Below are 19,222 nucleotides of genomic sequence, written 5' to 3' on the forward strand. Positions count from 1 at the left end.
CGTATTAAAAAATTAGTGAGTAATTCAATGAGTAGAATTACTGAACAGCCTCAAATACTATTTAACCGTCGATTTTTGCACTAGGTGCAAATCCCAGCGGGATCACAGAAAGCCTTACAGAAATGTAGGGCTTTTTTGTTTAAGAATATTTTAATAGCTTATTAAATTGCTACTTAGTTAACATAAATATATAAACTGGGAAATGATTATATATCTTTTCTTTTTAAAGTAAACTTCTGGTAAAAGCCTTCAACCTTAACTAATCCCTTTCTTAAGAGTTCTATCGCCGATAAACGATAACAAATTTTTCTTGTAACTTTTACCCATTGGAATTGTGATTCCATTTGTCATTAATATTTTATCATCCATTAAGCTATTAATAAATTTGGCGTTAACAATAAACGATTTGTGAACTCTCAAAAATTCGGAATAAGGCTCTAAAAATTCTTCAATATCCTTAATGGTATGATAACCCAAAATGGTATTTTTAATTGCGTGCAACTTCACATTTCCAATCTCAGCTTCAACAGCTATTAAATTTTCTATTTCCATTTGATTGAAAGTGTTTTTAAGCTTTCCCTTAACATAAAACATTTTTTGTACCTGTAAATCTACCCTTCTTTTAGGTTCTCCAATAGCACGTTGTACAGTAGTAAAAAACTTAATTTGTCCAAATGGCTTGAGTAAAAAATCATCTGCATTAACCTGAAACGCATTCAGGGCATACTTTGGATAAGCAGTTACAATTATGATTTTCTTTGCCATTGGCCTTGCTAATGGAAGTATATCTAAGCCAGAAACCTCTCCCATTTCTACATCTAAAAAGAGTATATCAATAATTGGCATCTTTTTCATATCTATTAATGCATTTACAGGATTAAGGTATGTGGCAATTAGTCTCAAATCCTCAGAACCATTGATAAGCTCAGTTAAATAATTTACAGAACTTGCATCATCGTCTATAACGATACAATTATATTTCATAGTTTATATTTTGAAATGCCTTCCCTAGACACCGTTTTAATTACAATTAACCTCTTGGGATGAGGCAGGGATGCATGGCTAAATATACAACATTTAGAAAAACTGCCAAATTTAAATTAGACTATAATGTTTTATAATTCATAAAAGTAAGGCTTTAGTGCGTTAACGATGGTCGCGGCATCCCCCGAATTTTTTCTATCGGGGATATAGCAAACAGCGTGTTAAAACGCCCAAATAAATTTTATTTAATTCAGAAATTAAAAGGAAATTATAATGATGATTTGAAGCGCAAGGTTCTGCAATAATCGTTTATACCTCTCCTGCTTTCCATTATTGCACCGATAAAAATCGGTAGCCGCCATTTCAATCAGGGCTATTAAACAAAGATTATACTTAAATTTCCTTGCAGATATTGTACTACGAAATAAATTTAATTTGCTTCAAAGAAAATATTTTAACTGATTTTAGCCTTAATCATTCTATCCTTTCCCTGCATATCTTTCCTCAACTCCACATCATTAAAGCCTTTGTTTTTTAGCATTTCAATAGTTTCTGTACCGAGATATTCATTAATTTCAAAAAATAACTGCCCATTTTCAGTAAGATTGCTTAAAGCAAAGTCTGCAATTACATTGTAAAAAATCAGCGGGTTTTCATCACTAACAAATAATGCCAGGTGAGGTTCAAAAGTTAGTACATTTTTATGCATATCCCTCTGTTCCAAAATTCTTATATATGGCGGATTGCTTACTATAACGTCGTATTTCTCGTTACTTTTATACGTTAATATATCCGCCTCAATAAAATTAATCTTCTGTTCTAAAATTATTGCATTTTCTTTCGCCTGTGCAATTGCCTTTGCAGAAACATCAATTGTAGTGATACTGCTTTCAGGTAAATACTTTTTAATACTAATTGGAATACAGCCAGATCCAGTTCCTATATCTAATATATCTAACTTTTGAATTCCTGTTTTTTGAATTTCAGCAATAATCCAATCCACTAACTCCTCTGTTTCAGGCCTCGGAATCAGTACATTTTCATTCACTTTAAAAACCGACCCATAAAAATGAGCTTCTCCTATAATATGCTGAATGGGTTTGCCTGATTTTAATTCTTCAAGAATAGATAACAATTTCTGGTAATCATCATATAGTAGGGATACCGCTTGCTGCATCCTTAATTTAATTGGCGAGAGGTTTAAAACATGCTCAGCAGATAAACTAAATAAAGCTTTGGCCTCATCTAAGTCGTATACGTTTTTTAAGTCGGAAATATATTTATCTTCTAATTCTTTGATTTTCATGCATTGCAAAATTAAACATAGTTTAGCTTTTTTATTTACATTTTCTATTTTACTAATTCCATTAAAATCTTTAACTACTTTTGCGATAATGAGCGATGAATTTTACATAAAACGTTGTTTAGAACTAGCAGCCACAGCAATTGGAAATGTAAGCCCAAACCCGATGGTAGGCTGTGTAATTGTTGCAAACGGAAAAATAATTGGCGAAGGTTACCATCAGCAGTTTGGACAAGCACATGCAGAGCCTAACGCAATTAAAGCAGTATTTGAGCAATACGGTGATGATGCCGAAGCCTTGTTAAAGGAAGCTGTAGCTTATGTTAATCTAGAGCCGTGTGCGCATTTTGGTAAAACGCCTCCTTGTGCTGATCTTTTTGTAAAGCACCAACTAAAAAAAGTGGTAATAGGTAATCGTGATCCATTTTCTGGTGTTGATGGTAAAGGTATTGAGAAACTTAAAAATGCTAATATTGAAGTTATTAGCGGCGTTTTAGATGATGAATGTAGATATTTTAACAGACGTTTTTTTACTCGGATACAAAAACAACGCCCTTATATTATTTTAAAGTGGGCAGAAACTGCCAATAGATATTTTGCTACAACTGATGGTCATCAAAAATGGATTAGTGGAGCTTTAGCAAAGCGTTTAGCACACAAATGGCGTACGGAAGAAGATGCAATATTAATAGGTAAAAAAACAGCTATAGTAGATAATCCTCATTTAACAGCTAGAGAATGGCCAGGTAAAAATCCAATTCGCTTGGTTATTGATAAACATTTACAAATTCCTCAAAACAACCATATTTTCAATAAAGAGGCGAAAACTATTATTTTAAATGAGGTAAAAACCGATGTAATAGATAATGTGCATTACATTCAAATGGAGGATATGCATTTTTATTTGGCGCAAAAAGTTGCTTTTCAGCTTTATCTAATGGATATTCAGTCTGTAATTATTGAAGGCGGAGCACATATTTTAAACCAATTTTTAGAAGCCAATCTCTGGGATGAAGCACGTGTTTTCACCTCAGATAGTAGTTGGACTGAGGGCATTGCCGCTCCTACTATAAATGGTCATTTGCAAGATAGTTTTACGCTTGGAAATGATAAACTATCAATCTATATAAACCACTCAAATTAATGTTATACATAGCTTTAAGTATTTTCTGCAGCGTAACAGTTGCTGTTCTTTTAAAACTTGCTAAAAGATACCAAATTAGTATTATTCAAGCCGTTACTTATAACTACTTAACCGCTTTAATATTATGCTTTTTATTCTTTAAACCAGATGTTTCAATAATTACTGCAACAGCACCGTGGCCTATTTACATTTCTTTAGCAATACTTTTACCCACCATCTTTTTGTTTTTAGCAGCATCTGTTAAAAACCTTGGCATTGTTAAAACGGATATTGCACAAAGACTTTCTCTATTTATACCAATATTAGCAGCTTATTTTATATTTAAAGAAGATTTTAATGATTTAAAATTTATTGGATTGGCGGTTGGTTTTGTTTCTATATTTCTAACATTTATCCGCAAAAGCGATAAGCAAACAGAACGAAATAAATGGATTTACCCCGTTATTGTTTTTGTTGGATTCGGTGTAATTGATATCCTTTTTAAACAAATTGCCTTACACAAAGAAATACCTTATACCACGTCACTTTTTACCGTTTTTTGTTTAGCATTTATCGTTTCTGTGGTTATTGTAATTACAATGACTTTAACTAAAAAGACTAAATTACAATTGGTTAACTTAGCTTGCGGTATAATTTTAGGTTTGTTTAATTTTGGAAATATCCTCTTCTACCTAAAAGCACATCAGGCTTTATCCAAAAATCCATCTACCGTATTTGCTGCAATGAATTTAGGCGTTATCGTTGTAGGAAGTTTAATTGGAATCATAATCTTTAAGGAAAAACTAACCAAACTCAATTACGCCGGTATCTTTTTAGCATTGACAGCCGTTATATTAATCACTTTATCGCAAATTTATGCTGTTTGATGATTCCTATAAAACTATAGAAACTCCTGCTGAAGGTATATTTAGAGATAAAGGAAGCAAATTTATTGCATATGCATATCCCATTCGATCTGAGGAAGAAGTTAAACCTATTATAATAAATTTAAGGGCTGAACATACAAAGGCAAGGCATTTTTGCTATGCTTATCGGCTTACGCCAGATCGTTCTGTTTTTAGAATTAATGATGACGGCGAGCCGTCTGGTACAGCTGGTAGACCGATTTTAAATTGTCTATTATCCGAAGATATAACCAATATTTTAATTGTTGTAGTTCGGTATTTCGGTGGTACATTATTAGGTGTTCCTGGTTTAATTAATGCTTATAAAACTGCTGCAATAGAGTCTATTAAGGCTTCATTAATAATCACCAAAACTATTAACGATTTATATGAGGTTCAGTTCGATTACCTGCAAATGAATGATGTAATGAAACTGGTAAAGGAAGCAGACTTACTAGTATTGGCTCAAAGTTTTGATACACATTGCAGCTTAAAATTTGAGATTAGAAAGGCACAATTAAATATAGTTTTAGCTAAGTTTGATAAAATTGAAGGCATTAAGTTAAAATACCTTCAAACCATTTAATACCAGATATACTATGAAAATAGCAGAAAGTGATTTAATTATAAATCCAGACGGAACAATTTACCACCTAAATATATTGCCTGATGATGTTGCACCAACAGTAATTACTGTTGGTGATCCAGATCGTGTTGGCGAAGTAAGCAAGTATTTTGACCGCATAGAATTAAAAAAAGGTAAGAGAGAATTTATTACGCATACCGGTTATGTGGGTTCTAAGCGAGTTACGGTGCTCTCTACAGGTATTGGCACCGATAATATTGATATTGTTTTTAATGAACTTGATGCTCTTGTTAACATAGATTTTGAGAGTAGAGAAGTTAAAAAAGAACTCACTTCTTTAAATATTATTCGCGTTGGTACTTCTGGTGCCGTACAACCCGATATTGCTATGGGCACTATTTTAGCTTCTTCATATGGCTTAGGTATGGATGCTTTAATGAATTATTACGTTCAGGAGTTATCAGGTGATGAACATAGTTTGCTCGATGATGTAAAAACACATTTCGGGCATTTAAAAAATATTAATCCTTATTTAACTGCCGCAAGTAAAACCTTACTCAACACAATTGGTAAAGATATGGAACAAGGAATTACCATTACTGCGCCAGGTTTTTATGCGCCTCAGGGCCGACAAGTACGAGCTAAAAATGCTGTACCTAATTTTATTAGCTTGATTAATTCTTTTAAAAGTGGAAGTTTAAGGGTTACTAATTTAGAAATGGAAACCGCAGGTATATATGCATTAGCAAAAGTGTTAGGTCATAAAGCTCTGTCTGTTAATGCAATTCTGGCAAGTAGAGTAAACCTTCACTTTAGTAAAAACCCTAACGATATAGTAGAAAAAGCGATTAAAATGGTGCTTGAGAGAATATAGAATTCTGTAAAGATTAATTTATTTTCACTCAGGACTATCTACAACAAATTAAAAAGCCTCATAGAAATAACTCTATAAGGCTTTTTAATCTTATAGCCATAATTATACTACAGGTATATTTTCCTTAATCAACACATTCCCTTCGCTATCCAGATAAACTACTGTCAAATCTCCTGTTTCTATAACCCATTTTTCTACACCTGCATCAGCTGCCTGTTTACAAAAAGTGAAATAATCCGTTTCACCACGCTGGTGAATAATTAAGGCATGTTGCAATTTCTCAGCAGAAGATTCTTCATTGATAATTAAATCAGGATAATTTTCAGGACTTCCCTGCTCCGTATGATTTCCTTCACCAAAATATATTGATAAACCATTGGAAACATAAACATCGTTTCTTTTTACCCCTAACGCTTTAATTTCCCTAACAAAGTTCGGGAAATCTGCGCCGGTCTTTATTTTAGATTCCGCTGTTTTTATCTCTTCAATAGTAAACATATATTATTTGTTTAATGATACCTTATAAATTGTAGTTTGCGTATACAAATCCTCAGGTTTTAACACCGTACTCGGAAACTCAGGAATATTAATGGCATTTGGATGGTGCTGTGTTTCAATGCAAAAAGCATCATAACCAATATAATTTCTTCCTCCTTTACCATTTTCAGCTCTTAAATACTTCGAAGTATATAAATGCGCTACCGGTTCTGTTGTATAAACACTTAATATTAAACCGCTTTCTTCGTCAATTGTTTTGCTAGCTAAAGATAAATCTCCGTATGTTTTATCTAAAACAAAGGTTTGATCGTAGCCTTCATCAGCATCCCAATCGTGTCCAATTTCTTTCATTTTAGTGAAATCCAAATGGGTATCCTTAACTGGAATTAATTTTCCAGTTACTGAGTAATTGTCATCTTGTTCCAAATAATTAGATCCAAAAATCTGTAGTTTATGCTTTGCTAAATTTCCGCCCATCGGTGATAAATTGAAATAGCCATGATGAGTTAAATTTATAGCGGTTGCCTTATCTGTTTCAGCTTCGTAACTTAAAATAAGTTCGTCATTATCCGTTAATTCAAAGGTTAAGGCAACAATCAGGTTTCCTGGGAAGTTTTCTTCACCATCCTCACTTTCATATTCAAGTGTAACCGAAGCATGTGGTTCTTCGGTAGTATCAATAACATCCCAAACCTTTTTATCAAAACCAACTAATCCACCATGTAAGCTATCCGTTCCTGCATTTTGTGCCAGTTGATAGGTTTCTCCATCTATAGAAAATTTACCGTTTTTAATACGGTTGGCATATCTACCAACTACTGCGCCTATTAAGCCATTATTTTCAAGGTATTTTTCATCCAAATATTGTTCAATAGTTTCAAAACCTAAAACAATATCCTGCTTTTCGCCTCGCGCATTTGTAACGATAAACTTGTTAATTATAGCGCCATAGTTAAATATTTTAACGTAAGTGCCTTTGTTATTGGTTAGTTCGATTGCGATAACTTCTTCGCCATCAATAAATTTTCCTGTGGGTATTTGCTGAACGCTCATAAATTGTAACTTAGGGCTTTTGTTTTCTAAACAAACATACTATTATTAATGATTTTATAAATATTTTTAACCAGATGAACATTGAATTAGCTGAAAAATTTGCTGAACATTACCATAAAAATGCGGATGCCTTATACTTTACACCCGGTCGGGTTAATTTAATTGGAGAACATATTGATTATAATGGTGGCCTTGTAATGCCTTGCGCAATAACGCTAGGTACGTGGCTAGCCTTAGCACCAAATAATGAAGGTAAGTTTCGGTTTAAAAGTTTAAACTTTGAGACAACCATTGAAATTAACAGCAACGAAATTCAACAAAAGAATGGAAGTTCATGGTTCAACTACCCTATTGGTATTATAAATGAACTAATAAAAGATGGAAAAAATATTCCTGGAGTAGATTTATTATACTTTGGAAATATCCCGATTGGTTCTGGTCTTTCTTCATCTGCATCTATTGAAATTGCAACTGCTTTTGCGTTAAACGAATATTTCAGCTTAAGTTACGATAAACTTGATCTTGTTAAAATGGCCAAAAGAGTCGAAAATGAATTTATTGGCGTTAACTCAGGAATAATGGATCAGTTTGCAGTGGCTTATGGCGAAAAAGATAAGGCAATTGTACTGGATTGTGATACGTTAAAATATAAAATGGTAGATATAAATCTCGGAAATTATGTTTTGGCTATCATCAATACAAATAAACCAAGAGAACTTGCCGATTCTAAATATAATGAACGTGTTGCCGAATGTCAAACTGCTTTAAAAGCTTTAAATGAAGAAATTACACTTCATAATCTTTGCGAATTAACAGCAGAAAAATTTGCCTTACACAGTCATTTAATTAAAGATGAAGTAGTTTTAAACCGTGCTACACATGTAGTTAAAGAAAATGATCGGGTTCATTTAGCAGCCAAAGTTTTAAATGCAGGTGATTTAGTTGAATTTGGACGATTGATGTATGCTTCACACCAATCTTTAAAAGAATTGTATGAAGTTAGCGGTCCTGAGCTTGATGCTGTTGTTGATTTTTGCAGAAATTATAATCATGTAATTGGTGCACGTATGACTGGTGCCGGCTTTGGAGGTTGTGCTATTGCACTACTAGAAAAAGGTTTTGAAGAAGATTTTGCCAAACACCTAACTGATTATTACGTAGATAAAATTGGTTATCCTGCGGCAATTTATATTAGTGAAATTGGAAATGGGCCAATTAGGCTTTAGTAGAGGAAATATTATTAAATGAAGAAATTAAAGTTAGACGAGCTGAATCGTCCGGATATTAGCGAATTTAAAGCACAAGAAAAACTGCCTGTTATAGCAGTTTTAGATAATGTAAGAAGTATGCACAACGTAGGTTCTATTTTCAGAACTGCTGATGGTTTTGCACTTGAAAAGGTTGTGCTTTGCGGAATTACTGCACAACCGCCACATCGCGAAATAGAGAAAACAGCTTTGGGCGCAACTCAATCTGTTGATTGGATTCATTACACTGATACCATACAGGCTGTTGATGCGCTGCGTGCTTTGGGTTATGAAATTGTAGCCATTGAACAAGCAGAAAACAGTACGATGCTTAATGCATTTAGCCCGAATCCTAATAAAAAATACGCCTTAATATTTGGTAATGAGGTTGATGGTGTTAGTGACGAAGTAATGACGAAAATAGACGAATGCATCGAAATACCTCAATTTGGAACTAAACATTCTTTCAATATTACCATTTCTGCTGGCATTGTTTTCTGGGATTTCTTTGCTAAATTAAGGCTGTAATTTATTAGGGCGATATGCAAAATGCACTTTTAAAAAAGCTTCATATTAAATCAGGTTATACTGTAGAAATTGCTGATGCGCCCGAAAGTGCACCAGCAATTTTTGGTGAAATCCCTACAGATGTGTATTTTAAATATAATAACGCAACAAAATTTAATGCTTTAATTTGCTTTTCTCGTAGCAAGAAAGATTTATATAATCAAATTGAAAAGTACATTAATCAAATAAAACCTGATATCATCGTTTGGATTTTTTATCCGAAGAAATCATCAAAAATTGATTCTGATTTAGATTTAATGAACAGCTGGCAAGATTTAAATATGCAAGGCTTAACTCCTTGCGCATCTGCATCAGTTGATAATACCTGGACTGCTTTAAGATTAAAGCTTATTTCAGAAGTAAAAACATCCGGCGTTGGTAATGCTGAAATAAAAAAGAATGAATTTTCTGAATTTATAGATGTAGATAAAAAAAATGTTAAGCTTCCCAATGATTTTGAAGCTAAACTGAGGAATCATCCAACCGCATTTCAGTTTTACAATACCCTCTCTTATTCTAATAAAAAGGAATATGTACTGTGGATTTTAACAGCTAAGCAAGAAAAAACCAGAACTAACAGGTTAGAAAAAGCCCTTGAAATGCTTTTAACTAGCAAAAAAAATCCAAATTCAAAGGATTAGAATATTATCATAAAGTTAATTCTGTATAGAATACTATACAGAATTTAACGCTCATTTCTCTTTTATATAACAAAACAATTACGAATTTTATTTAATATAAGCTATTGATTTAGTGTGTATTGATTTGTTATTTCAATCTTTGGCAGGGTTTTTTCTTAAAGTCAAGCAACAACAGTAGTAAAATCTATTGATTAACATAAAAAGAAAAATATGAACTCCAAGATTACAAAATCAACAATGTTGGTTGCCTTATTAGGCTTATCGTCCCAAGTATTTGCTCAAGAAACACCGACTACTAGTCGTTTCTCTACACAAGATTTCAGAACATGGTCTGTAGGTGTTCATGGTGGTTTATTAACGCCTAGAACAATTTTTGGTAACTCTAACCATTTATTTCAAACTCCAAGCGAGCACATTGGTTACGGTGGTTACATCAAAAAACAAATTTTACCTTCATTAGGTATCCAAGCAGATTTCTTAGCTGGTAAAGTTGAAGAATTAAGATTAGCTAATGGTGCTGGTGGTTACGTTGCTAACACTGGGTACAAAACTAACATCCAATGGTCGGGTGCGTTAACAGCAGTTTATAATGTTGCAAACATTAACATTAATAACGAAAATGCAGTTATAATCCCTTATTTAAAAGCTGGTGCTGGTTATATGTCATCTGGTGCTACTACTTCACCTTCAACAGCTGATGCTGGTTATTACAGAGAAGGATGGTTTATACCTGTAGGTGCGGGTTTTAAATTAGGTGTTGCTAAAGGTATTAACTTAGATTTCGGTTACGATGTAAACTTTGTTAAATCTGCTAAATTTGATGGATTTAACACTGGTACTAACGACAGATTTGCTTATGCACACGCTGGTTTAGAGTTTGCTTTAGGAAGTAAAGATAAGCCACAATTACAAAATTATAGCTCTTTAGCTAATTTACGTAAACAAAGTGCAGAAGAAAGTGCTGATTTAAGAAGAGCATTATCTACTGCAGAACAAAATGCAGCTAGAGATCGTGAGCAATATGCTAAAGATTTAGGTGATGATGATAATGATGGTGTTGCAAACAAATTTGACAAATGCCCAGGAACTCCAGCTGGTACTGTAGTTGATGGTTCAGGTTGTCCTTTAACAACTCCAAAACCACAAATCATTAAAGAAACTAAAGTTGTTGTAACTGAAGCAGATCGTAAAGTTGTTACTGACGCGATTAAAGATTTAGAATTTGATTTAGGTAAAGCGACTATTCGTCCAAAATCATACACTACATTAAACCGTGTTGCAGCTTTATTAGTTGAGAAAAACTTTAGCTTAAAATTAGCTGGTCATACAGATAATACAGGTTCTAAAGAGTTAAACTTACGTTTATCTAAAGATAGAGCTGAATCAGTAAAAGCTTACTTAGTATCTCAAGGCGCTAACGCTTCAAGAATCGAAGCTACTGGTTACGGAATGGGTCAACCAATTGCAACTAACAAAACTGCAGCTGGTCGTCAACAAAACCGTCGTGTAGAGTTTACTTTATACTAGTCGTTAATTAACGATAAATGAAAAGGCCCGATTAAATCGGGCCTTTTTTCATGCTTATAATTTTTAGATAAAAAATCAAATAAGTATTTAAACCAAAAGATTAAGATAAACCCTTTTTGTTTTTATAAGTCATTTTAGCTTTAGTACCCGCACTATAATTGTAATTTTTTACATTGCTGGCTTTCTTTTCATGAAAAGCTGCACCACGTTCAGAAGAGTCATCTTCATCATCTACTGCCTTTTTCTTTTTCGTTTTTGAAGCAGTTGCATCAACAACCTTTAAGTCTTCAGGCAAATCCATAACTTGCATTAGCTCTCCTACTGCTTGTTCAATTTTTCTAACTTCAATTAATTCAATATCTGTAGAAAAAGTAATGGCAACAACTTCTTCATCGCTATGCTTTACAATTCTTTTAATTAGAGTTTCCTTTTGCTCAGGTAATTCTAAATGGATGATAAATGGAATACCCGAAATATCAAGATCCTGCAATCCTTCATTCGCTACAATTAAAATTCGTGCTTCAGCAATATTTTTAAAATCCTGAATATCATCAAAGCCTGCATCGTCAAAAAATAATGATCTATAAATACTAATTTCACCCTCATTAACGTGGTTAAAGTTTTTATAAACCGTTTGGGCCGTTAATTTAGTATTTACAAAAACTACCACCTTATCAAAAACTTCAACATCGCTCATTAAAAGTGTAAGCAAATTAAGTTTAGTTCTAAAATTTGGAACTTGATACAACAATTGTTGGTGCACTTCAGCTTCTTTTTCTGCCAATTCCTGAACTTCTATAATAGCAGGAAATTTCATAAAAGGATTAAGCATGTGGTTTAATTTATCATGCAATACCTCCGTAAAAATTACGTGTTGAGATTTTTGAGCACTATTTGCCAATTCCACAACTGGTAATTGTAATCCTTTTTTAACGATCAATTCAGCATTATCTACAATAAATAACTGAATTTTATTAGTGTTAAGTGCCAGCTTCAAATATAAGGCACGAGCCCGATCAGGCACGGCAACAATAATATCCACACCATCGGTAAGTTCGTTCATTTGGGCATCAATGCTTCCTGAACTATCTATGCCAACAATGCGAAATGTTTTATTTCTGTTTAGTAAATTAAACTGTGCTATAACCTCAGCAACATGCTCTGCATCAGGCACTAAAATCAAAGCTCTAGGTGCTTCTTCAAATGCATATTTAAGCTTCATTAGTGTAGCCAAAACATAAGTAGTGGTTTTTCCAATGCCCTCTGGTCCTACAGCTATTACATCCTGCCCACCTAAAATTCTCGACATCGTTTTTAACTGAACCTCTTTTGGGGTTAGAAATCCGGCATCTGTCATTGCCGCAACAAGTGGCTTACTGAGTTTTAATTTATCTAAAGACACAATTTTTTTGATTAATGAATAAGAGTGCAAATATCCTGAAAATAATTAGCTTTTAAGAACATGAATTTGCAAAGCTTTATTTGAGCGATTTAAATGGCTAAAAAATATTTCAAAATAAACACTACTATTTCTATAGATATTGTATACTAATTTATATATTTGCCTAACATTATTGGTTAACGTTATTTATGCTTTAAAATTAAAGGATTACTATTATGTCTATTTACTTTCAATATCCCGCAATAGATGAATATCCAAATTTCATTTATCCACTAACAAGTGATGAAAAAAAGGAATTAATTTCTGATGATAAAGATAATTTAAACAAAGAGCAAATTGCCGAATTAAAGGATTATTTAACGCTTAAACAATTATAACAATATTGGCCAGTTGACTGAAAGGAAGGTTGGGGTTTCATAAACTCATACATGGTGGTTCGAATCCATCACTAGGCCGCAAAGTATACGCTCATATACTTTACAAGCTTGAAATAAGCTTGAATGATTTGGTTATCATATATTTGTTTTGTTGTTAGCTAAGGCTATCCGCGAGGGATAGCCTTATTTTTTTTGAAATAATTTAACAATCAAAACAATTTTTAAAATACTTGGTTATATAGTTAATTCACATTATACTAATCTTTTACAGATTAATTTGTTTGGTTTAAAGGGATTTATGGATATAAATCCCTTTTCTTGTTTTTTGTTACCTTCATTTCAGCTATCCAAACGCTATATTCGTTTAAAATATCACATATTAGATGAACAGAAAACATTTCCTTTCTTCATTTATAGCTTCAGCTACATTATTACCGGCATTTAAAAGCTTGGCTAATCCCATTGAACCTGAAAATAATTCCTCTTTCAAAATACCCCCTTATTTAAAACCAGGCAGTACAATAGGAATTACAAGCCCCGCTGGCTACATTACAATGGAGCAAATTCAACCTTCCGTTTTGCAAATGCAAAGTTGGGGTTTTGATATTAAGATTGGAAATACAATTGGCAAACGCGATTTTACTTACGGTGGTACTGATGAAGAAAGACTTTCGGATTTTCAGAATATGCTTGATGATCCAAAAATTGAAACCATTATGTGTGCTCGAGGTGGATACGGTTTTGTGAGGATTATTGATAAGCTTGATTTTTCTAAGTTTAAGAAAAATCCAAAATGGATTATAGGTTTTAGCGATATAACGGTTTTACATTGTCATTTAGCCAAGCAGTTTAATATCGCATCTATCCATTCAAAAATGTGCAATAGCTTTCCTGATGACTGGAACAAGGCTGAGCCGATTCAAATAGATACTATTTTGTCTATTAAGAAAGCATTAATTGGTGAAGAAATGACCTACTCCGCTCCTGCTCACATAAATAATAAATTTGGTAATGCTGAGGGCATTTTAGTTGGAGGCAACCTGAGTATTATTGAAACACTTTGCGGAAGTGAATCTGATTTGAACACCGATCACAAAATTCTTTTTGTAGAAGATACTGGCGAATATTTATACAGCTTGGATAGAATGTTTTGGAATTTGAAACGAAGCGGAAAACTAAATAAGCTAAAAGGATTGATTGTTGGAGGTTTTAAGGTTAAGCCCGATGATGCTGGTGAAGAATTTGGAAAAACCATTTATGAAATCGTGATGGAAAAAATTAAGGAATATAACTATCCTGTTGCATTCGATTTTCCTGTAGGCCATCAAAGAAATAACTTTGCATTAAAGTGTGGCGTACAACATCAATTACAAGTAAATGAAAGCGGAACTGTATTAAAAACAATATAAATTATCAATTTTTCTCAATAAAAGGCAAACCTTCGGAATCCACTTATCTCAAAATAAGATTCTTTGATCTCAACAATTTCAGGTTTGGTCTCAATTTCCAAAATATCACTTTACGCGGATATATTTTTGTGTACAATATTACGATTACGTACAAAAAATATTCGCCATGCGCCCATACATTCAATATATAGTTATAATTCTATTTCTGCTTGCAGGATATAGCGGCAATGCACAAGAGCAATCTAAAGTTTGGGATTTAAAAACCTGCATTGAATATGCTAAGGATAAAAACATTAACATTAATAATTTGGTGTTAAGTTCTAAAACTGCTGAGCAAGATTTAATCGCTTCTAAAAGTGCCACACTTCCTAATTTATCCGCCAGTGTATCACAAGCAATCACAAATTATAAATCGGGGTTGGAAACTACCAGCGGTTATGGTGTAAACTCTGCATTAACACTTTATAATGGTGGTTATTTAAAAAACGACATTAAGGCTAAAGATTTGAGCTTACAAACAGCTAATCTTTCTGTTGATGCAGCTAAAAACGATATTACCATTTCTATTACGCAAGCTTATTTAAATATTCTTTTGGCTAAAGAAAATATCACTTACCTGCAGGATTTACTTACTACAAGCAAAGCACAGGTAGACCAGGCGCAACAACAAATGAAATTTGGCACGATAGCAAAAAAGGATTTGCTTCAGTTGGAGGCTAGTTATGCAAATGATAAATATACGCTGGTAACTGCACAAAATACTTTGCAGCAAAATATTTTAACCTTAAAACAAATTTTGCAACTACCAACTTCGTCGCCTTTTGATGTGGTAACACAAGATACTACAAAGAATACTCAGGCATTGGATAATCTGGCTTCAGCACAAGATAAAGCCTTGCGCACGCGTCCGGAAATTAAAAGTGCAGAATTAAATATTCAACTGCAAACCACAGAGTTGTTAAAGGCAAAAGCCACAATAAGACCAACTTTAAGTTTGTCTGGATCTTTATATAGTGGCTACAACAATAATTCAATAGGCAATTATTCTTACCAACTTAATAACGCATTTAATCAATCCTTGGGTTTAACTCTTTCTATTCCAATTTTTGATAGAAAAGTAACAAAAACTAATGTTGCAAAAGCGAATATAGGGATAGAACAAGCCAGATTATCTTTACTAGATACCAAAACAACATTAACTCAAAATGTTGAGAGAGCCTACATTAATGTGCAAAATGCTAATAGCCAATACGAAGCAGCAGAAGAACAATTTAAATATACGGATGAAGCTTTACGGATTTCCAATGCACAATTAAAGCAAGGCGTTAGCAATACCGTGGAATATTTACAACAAAAAAATCTTTATATACAAGCGTTGCAATCTTTTGTGCAAGCAAAATATACTGCAAACTTATATACCAAAATATACAATTTTTATACAGGTATTCCAATAACTAATTAAATCATCATAAAAGATTAAGGCATCATATTAACATTAAGAAAATGAAGAAGAATAAAATTATATGGATCATAATAGGTATTGCCATTATTGCCTTTGGAGTTTGGTATTTCGCCTTACGTAAAACCGAGCAAGTTGTAGTTTTAACAACGGAGAAACCTAAAATGGGTTATATTTCTGAAAACGTAACTGCAACGGGCAAAGTACAGCCAGTAGATACCGTTGCCGTAGGTACTCAGGTTTCAGGCACTATAAAAACTCTTTATGCCGATTTTAATTCAAAAGTTAAAAAGGGCCAATTGCTGGCAGAGCTGGATAAAACCTTATTCGAAGCCACTGTTAATCAATACCAGGCAAATTTAGCAAGTGCGCAAAGTCAGCTTGTTTATCAGCAAGGAAATTTTAGTCGCCAAAGTGGATTATACAATGTTGGGGCCATAAGCAAAGCCGATTATGATAATGCTTTATACACTTACAATGCCGCAAAAGCATCTGTAAATAGCATCAAGGCACAGTTGCAATCTGCACAAAAAAACCTATCGTTGGCAAGCATCTATTCTCCTATTGATGGTACAGTTTTATCTCGTAGCGTAAGTGAAGGTACAACCGTGGCTGCAAGTTTTAGCACCCCTACCATTTTTAGTATTGCAAAAGATTTAACTAAGATGCAAGTAGAGGCTTCTGTAGATGAGGCTGATGTAGGTGACATTTCAAAAGATGAACGTGCTACATTTACGGTTGATGCTTATTTGAATGATACTTTTAATGGAACAATTCAGGAAATAAGGCTTAATCCTACCATTTCTTCTAATGTGGTAACTTATAAAACCATTATTAAAACCGCAAATGATGATAACAAGCTAAAACCTGGAATGACAGCTAACATAACCATTTTTACTAAAGAGGTAAATAATGCAATGTTGATTCCTGCAAAAGCAATTAAATACATGCCAGATTCTACACTTGGTCCAAAATATCAGCTTAGTTGGATTAATCCAGATAAAAAACCAGTAGCAGAAAATGAAGCCTATGTTTGGGTTAAAGCTGCAGAAAATAAATTAGTACAGAAAAAGATAAAAACTGGCATAAATAATAATACCCAGGTAGAAGTTTTGGAAGGTTTGGCTGCTACAGATGAAGTAATTACAGCAGCGCAAGCAATGGGTAAAGCCGAAGCTAAAAGTCAAGGACAATCAAGTCCATTTATGCCAAAACGTCCAGGTGGAAATAATAGGAAAAGATAATGGGACAAAAGATATTAGATATTCAGGATTTAAAACGAGAGTTTGTAATGGGAAACCAAACTGTTCGTGCTTTAAAGGGAATAAGCTTCGATATAAAAGCCGGAGAGTTTGTAACCATTATGGGTAGCAGCGGTTCTGGAAAAACAACTTTGCTTAATATTTTAGGCTGTTTAGATAAACCAACCGATGGCACTTATTTGCTGGATGGTGTAGATGTTAAAAGCTTAGATAGAGATAGTTTAGCAGGTTTAAGAAATACAAAAATTGGTTTTGTGTTTCAGGCTTATAATTTATTGCCTAGAACATCTGCATTAGAAAATGTAGAACTTCCTCTTTTCTATAATAAAAAAATATCAGCTGATGAACGTAAAGAAAAAGCCATTAAAGCATTAGAATCGGTAAAATTAGCCGAACGCTTTGATCATACACCAAGCCAGCTTTCTGGTGGGCAGCAACAACGTGTGGCTATTGCAAGAGCACTTGTAAACCAACCTGTTATGATTTTAGCCGATGAAGCTACCGGAAATTTGGATACAAGAACTTCCTACGAGATCATGGCTTTAATGCAAGAACTTAATGCCGAAGGGAAAACAATAGTTTTTGTAACACACGAGCCGGATATTGCCGCTTTTAGTACCCGAACTATTATGCTTCGTGATGGAAAAATTCAAAAAGATAGTATAAATCAAAATCAGCGTTCTGCGAAAGAAGCACTTGCCGGTTTACCAGAATCAGATGATTATTAAATAAAAAAAGATGAGCATTTTAAATTTATTGAGAATTGCTTTCATGGCATTGAAGAGGAATAAGCTTAGGGCTTTTTTAACCATGCTAGGCATAATTATTGGCGTTGCAGCTGTAATTGCCATGATGGCGATTGGACAAGGCTCTAAGCAAAGTATCCAGTCTTCATTATCAGGAATGGGCTCCAATATGATAACCGTTATGCCGCAAAGTAACGAACCCGGTGGCGTACGCTTACAAGGAAGTAGTATTCAAACCCTTAAACTTGAAGATATTCAGGCGATTGAAAGGCTAAACTCAAAAAATATAAATGGCTTATCTCCAGTGGTATCTACAAGCGGACAAGCCATTAAGGGAGCTTACAATTGGCCAACTACAATCACGGGTGTAAGTCCTGATTATTTGAATATCCGCCAGTTAAAGCTTAAAGATGGAATACTATTTTCAGAAACTGATGTGAAAAGATTTGCAAAAGTTTGCTTATTGGGGCAAACTGTTATTACCAATTTATTTCCTGACGGAAGCAATCCAATTGGTCAGATTATTAGATTTAAAAACATTCCATTTCAGGTAATTGGCATTTTAGAGCCCAAAGGACAAAGTAATTTCGGTCAAGATCAGGATGATATTATTATTGCGCCTTATACAACCGTTCAAAAAAGAATTACAGCTACAAATTATTTGCAAAGTATTTATGCTTCGGCAACTAGCGAAGCTTCAAGTGATGCTGCAACAACAGAAATTACAAATTCAATTCGCGATAGCCACAAATTATTAGGTTCACAAGAAAATGATTTTCAGGTACGTACCCAAGCAGAGCTTATTACAACCATTACATCAACAAGTAGCATGTTAACGGTTTTGCTAACGGCTATTGCAGGTATTTCTCTTTTAATTGGGGGCATCGGCATTATGAATATTATGTATGTTTCGGTTACCGAACGTACACGAGAAATAGGTCTGCGAATGTCTATTGGCGCAAGAGGGCAAGATATATTGATGCAGTTTTTAATTGAAGCTATCTTAATAAGTATTACGGGCGGTATTATTGGTGTATTATTAGGTGTGAGTTCTGCTTTTATGATTTCTTACTTTTTAAACTGGCCGATTTTAATTTCAGAATCTTCTATCGTGATTTCTTTTATCGTTTGTGCGGTTACTGGTGTGTTTTTCGGTTATTATCCAGCGCAAAAAGCATCAAATTTGGATCCGATTGATGCACTAAGATATGAGTAGATTTATTGGCGCTGTGGTATTGTTTTGAGAGTCCAATAGCCAT

At 33.7% G+C, this 19,222-nt stretch carries 19 protein-coding genes and 1 tRNA gene; 15 read left to right on the forward strand and 5 right to left on the reverse strand.

Annotated elements, in window-relative coordinates; all coding sequences use genetic code 11:
• Positions 1–255: 255 nt before the first annotated feature.
• Together EHC72_RS07690 and prmC are read right to left on the reverse strand one after the other, a co-directional pair.
• On the reverse strand, positions 256–984 hold the full coding sequence (locus EHC72_RS07690) for a LytR/AlgR family response regulator transcription factor (RefSeq protein ID WP_131537102.1): 729 nt from the start codon (positions 982–984) through the stop codon (positions 256–258).
• Positions 985–1,438: 454 nt separating this feature from the next.
• Positions 1,439–2,290, reverse strand: a complete 852-nt coding sequence (gene prmC, locus EHC72_RS07695; protein WP_131537103.1) for a peptide chain release factor N(5)-glutamine methyltransferase — start codon at positions 2,288–2,290, stop codon at positions 1,439–1,441.
• Positions 2,291–2,378: 88 nt separating this feature from the next.
• Between prmC and ribD the strand changes: the two genes are divergently transcribed.
• Genes ribD through EHC72_RS07715 form a run of 4 tightly spaced genes read left to right on the forward strand, consistent with a single transcriptional unit; the run spans position 2,379 to position 5,775 of the window.
• Positions 2,379–3,431, forward strand: a complete 1,053-nt coding sequence (gene ribD, locus EHC72_RS07700) for a bifunctional diaminohydroxyphosphoribosylaminopyrimidine deaminase/5-amino-6-(5-phosphoribosylamino)uracil reductase RibD (protein WP_170311720.1) — start codon at positions 2,379–2,381, stop codon at positions 3,429–3,431.
• Complete coding sequence (locus EHC72_RS07705) at positions 3,431–4,297, forward strand: DMT family transporter (protein ID WP_131537104.1); 867 nt, start codon at positions 3,431–3,433, stop codon at positions 4,295–4,297. The genes ribD and EHC72_RS07705 overlap by 1 nt, the downstream gene beginning before the upstream one ends.
• Positions 4,287–4,901 (forward strand): IMPACT family protein, encoded by a 615-nt coding sequence (locus tag EHC72_RS07710; RefSeq protein WP_131537105.1) that lies wholly within the window; start codon positions 4,287–4,289, stop codon positions 4,899–4,901. Before EHC72_RS07705 ends, EHC72_RS07710 begins: the two co-directional genes overlap by 11 nt.
• 13 nt (positions 4,902–4,914) lie before the next feature.
• Positions 4,915–5,775 (forward strand): nucleoside phosphorylase, encoded by an 861-nt coding sequence (locus EHC72_RS07715; RefSeq protein ID WP_131537106.1) that lies wholly within the window; start codon positions 4,915–4,917, stop codon positions 5,773–5,775.
• A gap of 102 nt (positions 5,776–5,877) precedes the next feature.
• Here EHC72_RS07715 and EHC72_RS07720 read toward each other — a convergent pair whose 3' ends face one another.
• Both EHC72_RS07720 and EHC72_RS07725 read right to left on the reverse strand, forming a co-directional pair.
• Complete coding sequence (locus EHC72_RS07720; protein WP_131537107.1) at positions 5,878–6,273, reverse strand: DUF1398 domain-containing protein; 396 nt, start codon at positions 6,271–6,273, stop codon at positions 5,878–5,880.
• 3 nt (positions 6,274–6,276) lie between these two features.
• A complete protein-coding gene (locus EHC72_RS07725; protein WP_131537108.1) occupies positions 6,277–7,326 on the reverse strand; it encodes an aldose epimerase family protein in 1,050 nt (349 codons plus the stop codon).
• Between the two features lie 74 nt (positions 7,327–7,400).
• Between EHC72_RS07725 and EHC72_RS07730 the strand changes: the two genes are divergently transcribed.
• The 4 genes from EHC72_RS07730 (at position 7,401) to EHC72_RS07745 (ending at position 11,308) form a co-directional block, all read left to right on the forward strand.
• On the forward strand, positions 7,401–8,552 hold the full coding sequence (locus EHC72_RS07730; RefSeq protein ID WP_131537109.1) for a galactokinase: 1,152 nt from the start codon (positions 7,401–7,403) through the stop codon (positions 8,550–8,552).
• Between the two features lie 18 nt (positions 8,553–8,570).
• Positions 8,571–9,101: an RNA methyltransferase gene (locus EHC72_RS07735; RefSeq protein WP_131537110.1), complete on the forward strand. Its 531-nt coding sequence runs from the start codon at positions 8,571–8,573 to the stop codon at positions 9,099–9,101.
• Between the two features lie 14 nt (positions 9,102–9,115).
• A complete protein-coding gene (locus EHC72_RS07740; RefSeq protein ID WP_131537111.1) occupies positions 9,116–9,781 on the forward strand; it encodes a YdeI/OmpD-associated family protein in 666 nt (221 codons plus the stop codon).
• Between the two features lie 210 nt (positions 9,782–9,991).
• On the forward strand, positions 9,992–11,308 hold the full coding sequence (locus tag EHC72_RS07745) for an OmpA family protein (protein WP_131537112.1): 1,317 nt from the start codon (positions 9,992–9,994) through the stop codon (positions 11,306–11,308).
• A 100-nt stretch (positions 11,309–11,408) separates the two neighbouring features.
• Here the strand turns inward: EHC72_RS07745 and EHC72_RS07750 are convergent, their stop codons facing one another.
• Entirely contained in the window at positions 11,409–12,710 is a 1,302-nt protein-coding gene (locus tag EHC72_RS07750) for a DEAD/DEAH box helicase (protein ID WP_131537113.1), read from the reverse strand.
• Positions 12,711–12,925: 215 nt separating this feature from the next.
• Here EHC72_RS07750 and EHC72_RS22640 point away from each other — a divergent pair, with 215 nt between their 5' ends.
• From EHC72_RS22640 to EHC72_RS07775, 7 genes are all read left to right on the forward strand, one after another.
• Positions 12,926–13,087: a hypothetical protein gene (locus EHC72_RS22640; protein WP_165585787.1), complete on the forward strand. Its 162-nt coding sequence runs from the start codon at positions 12,926–12,928 to the stop codon at positions 13,085–13,087.
• Positions 13,088–13,094: 7 nt separating this feature from the next.
• Positions 13,095–13,166: transfer RNA gene (locus tag EHC72_RS22645), tRNA-Met, on the forward strand.
• 304 nt (positions 13,167–13,470) lie between these two features.
• Positions 13,471–14,496, forward strand: a complete 1,026-nt coding sequence (locus EHC72_RS07755) for a S66 peptidase family protein (RefSeq protein ID WP_131537114.1) — start codon at positions 13,471–13,473, stop codon at positions 14,494–14,496.
• 166 nt (positions 14,497–14,662) lie between these two features.
• On the forward strand, positions 14,663–15,958 hold the full coding sequence (locus EHC72_RS07760; protein ID WP_131537115.1) for a TolC family protein: 1,296 nt from the start codon (positions 14,663–14,665) through the stop codon (positions 15,956–15,958).
• Positions 15,959–15,999: 41 nt separating this feature from the next.
• Complete coding sequence (locus tag EHC72_RS07765; protein WP_131537116.1) at positions 16,000–17,199, forward strand: efflux RND transporter periplasmic adaptor subunit; 1,200 nt, start codon at positions 16,000–16,002, stop codon at positions 17,197–17,199.
• Positions 17,199–17,945 carry an ABC transporter ATP-binding protein gene (locus EHC72_RS07770; protein ID WP_131537117.1) on the forward strand — a complete coding sequence of 249 codons (747 nt, stop codon included), beginning with the start codon at positions 17,199–17,201 and terminating at the stop codon, positions 17,943–17,945. Before EHC72_RS07765 ends, EHC72_RS07770 begins: the two co-directional genes overlap by 1 nt.
• A gap of 10 nt (positions 17,946–17,955) precedes the next feature.
• Entirely contained in the window at positions 17,956–19,179 is a 1,224-nt protein-coding gene (locus EHC72_RS07775) for an ABC transporter permease (protein ID WP_131537118.1), read from the forward strand.
• Positions 19,180–19,222 lie beyond the last annotated feature (43 nt).

The organism is Pedobacter nototheniae, from assembly GCF_004335085.1.
Lineage (GTDB): Bacteria > Bacteroidota > Bacteroidia > Sphingobacteriales > Sphingobacteriaceae > Pedobacter > Pedobacter nototheniae.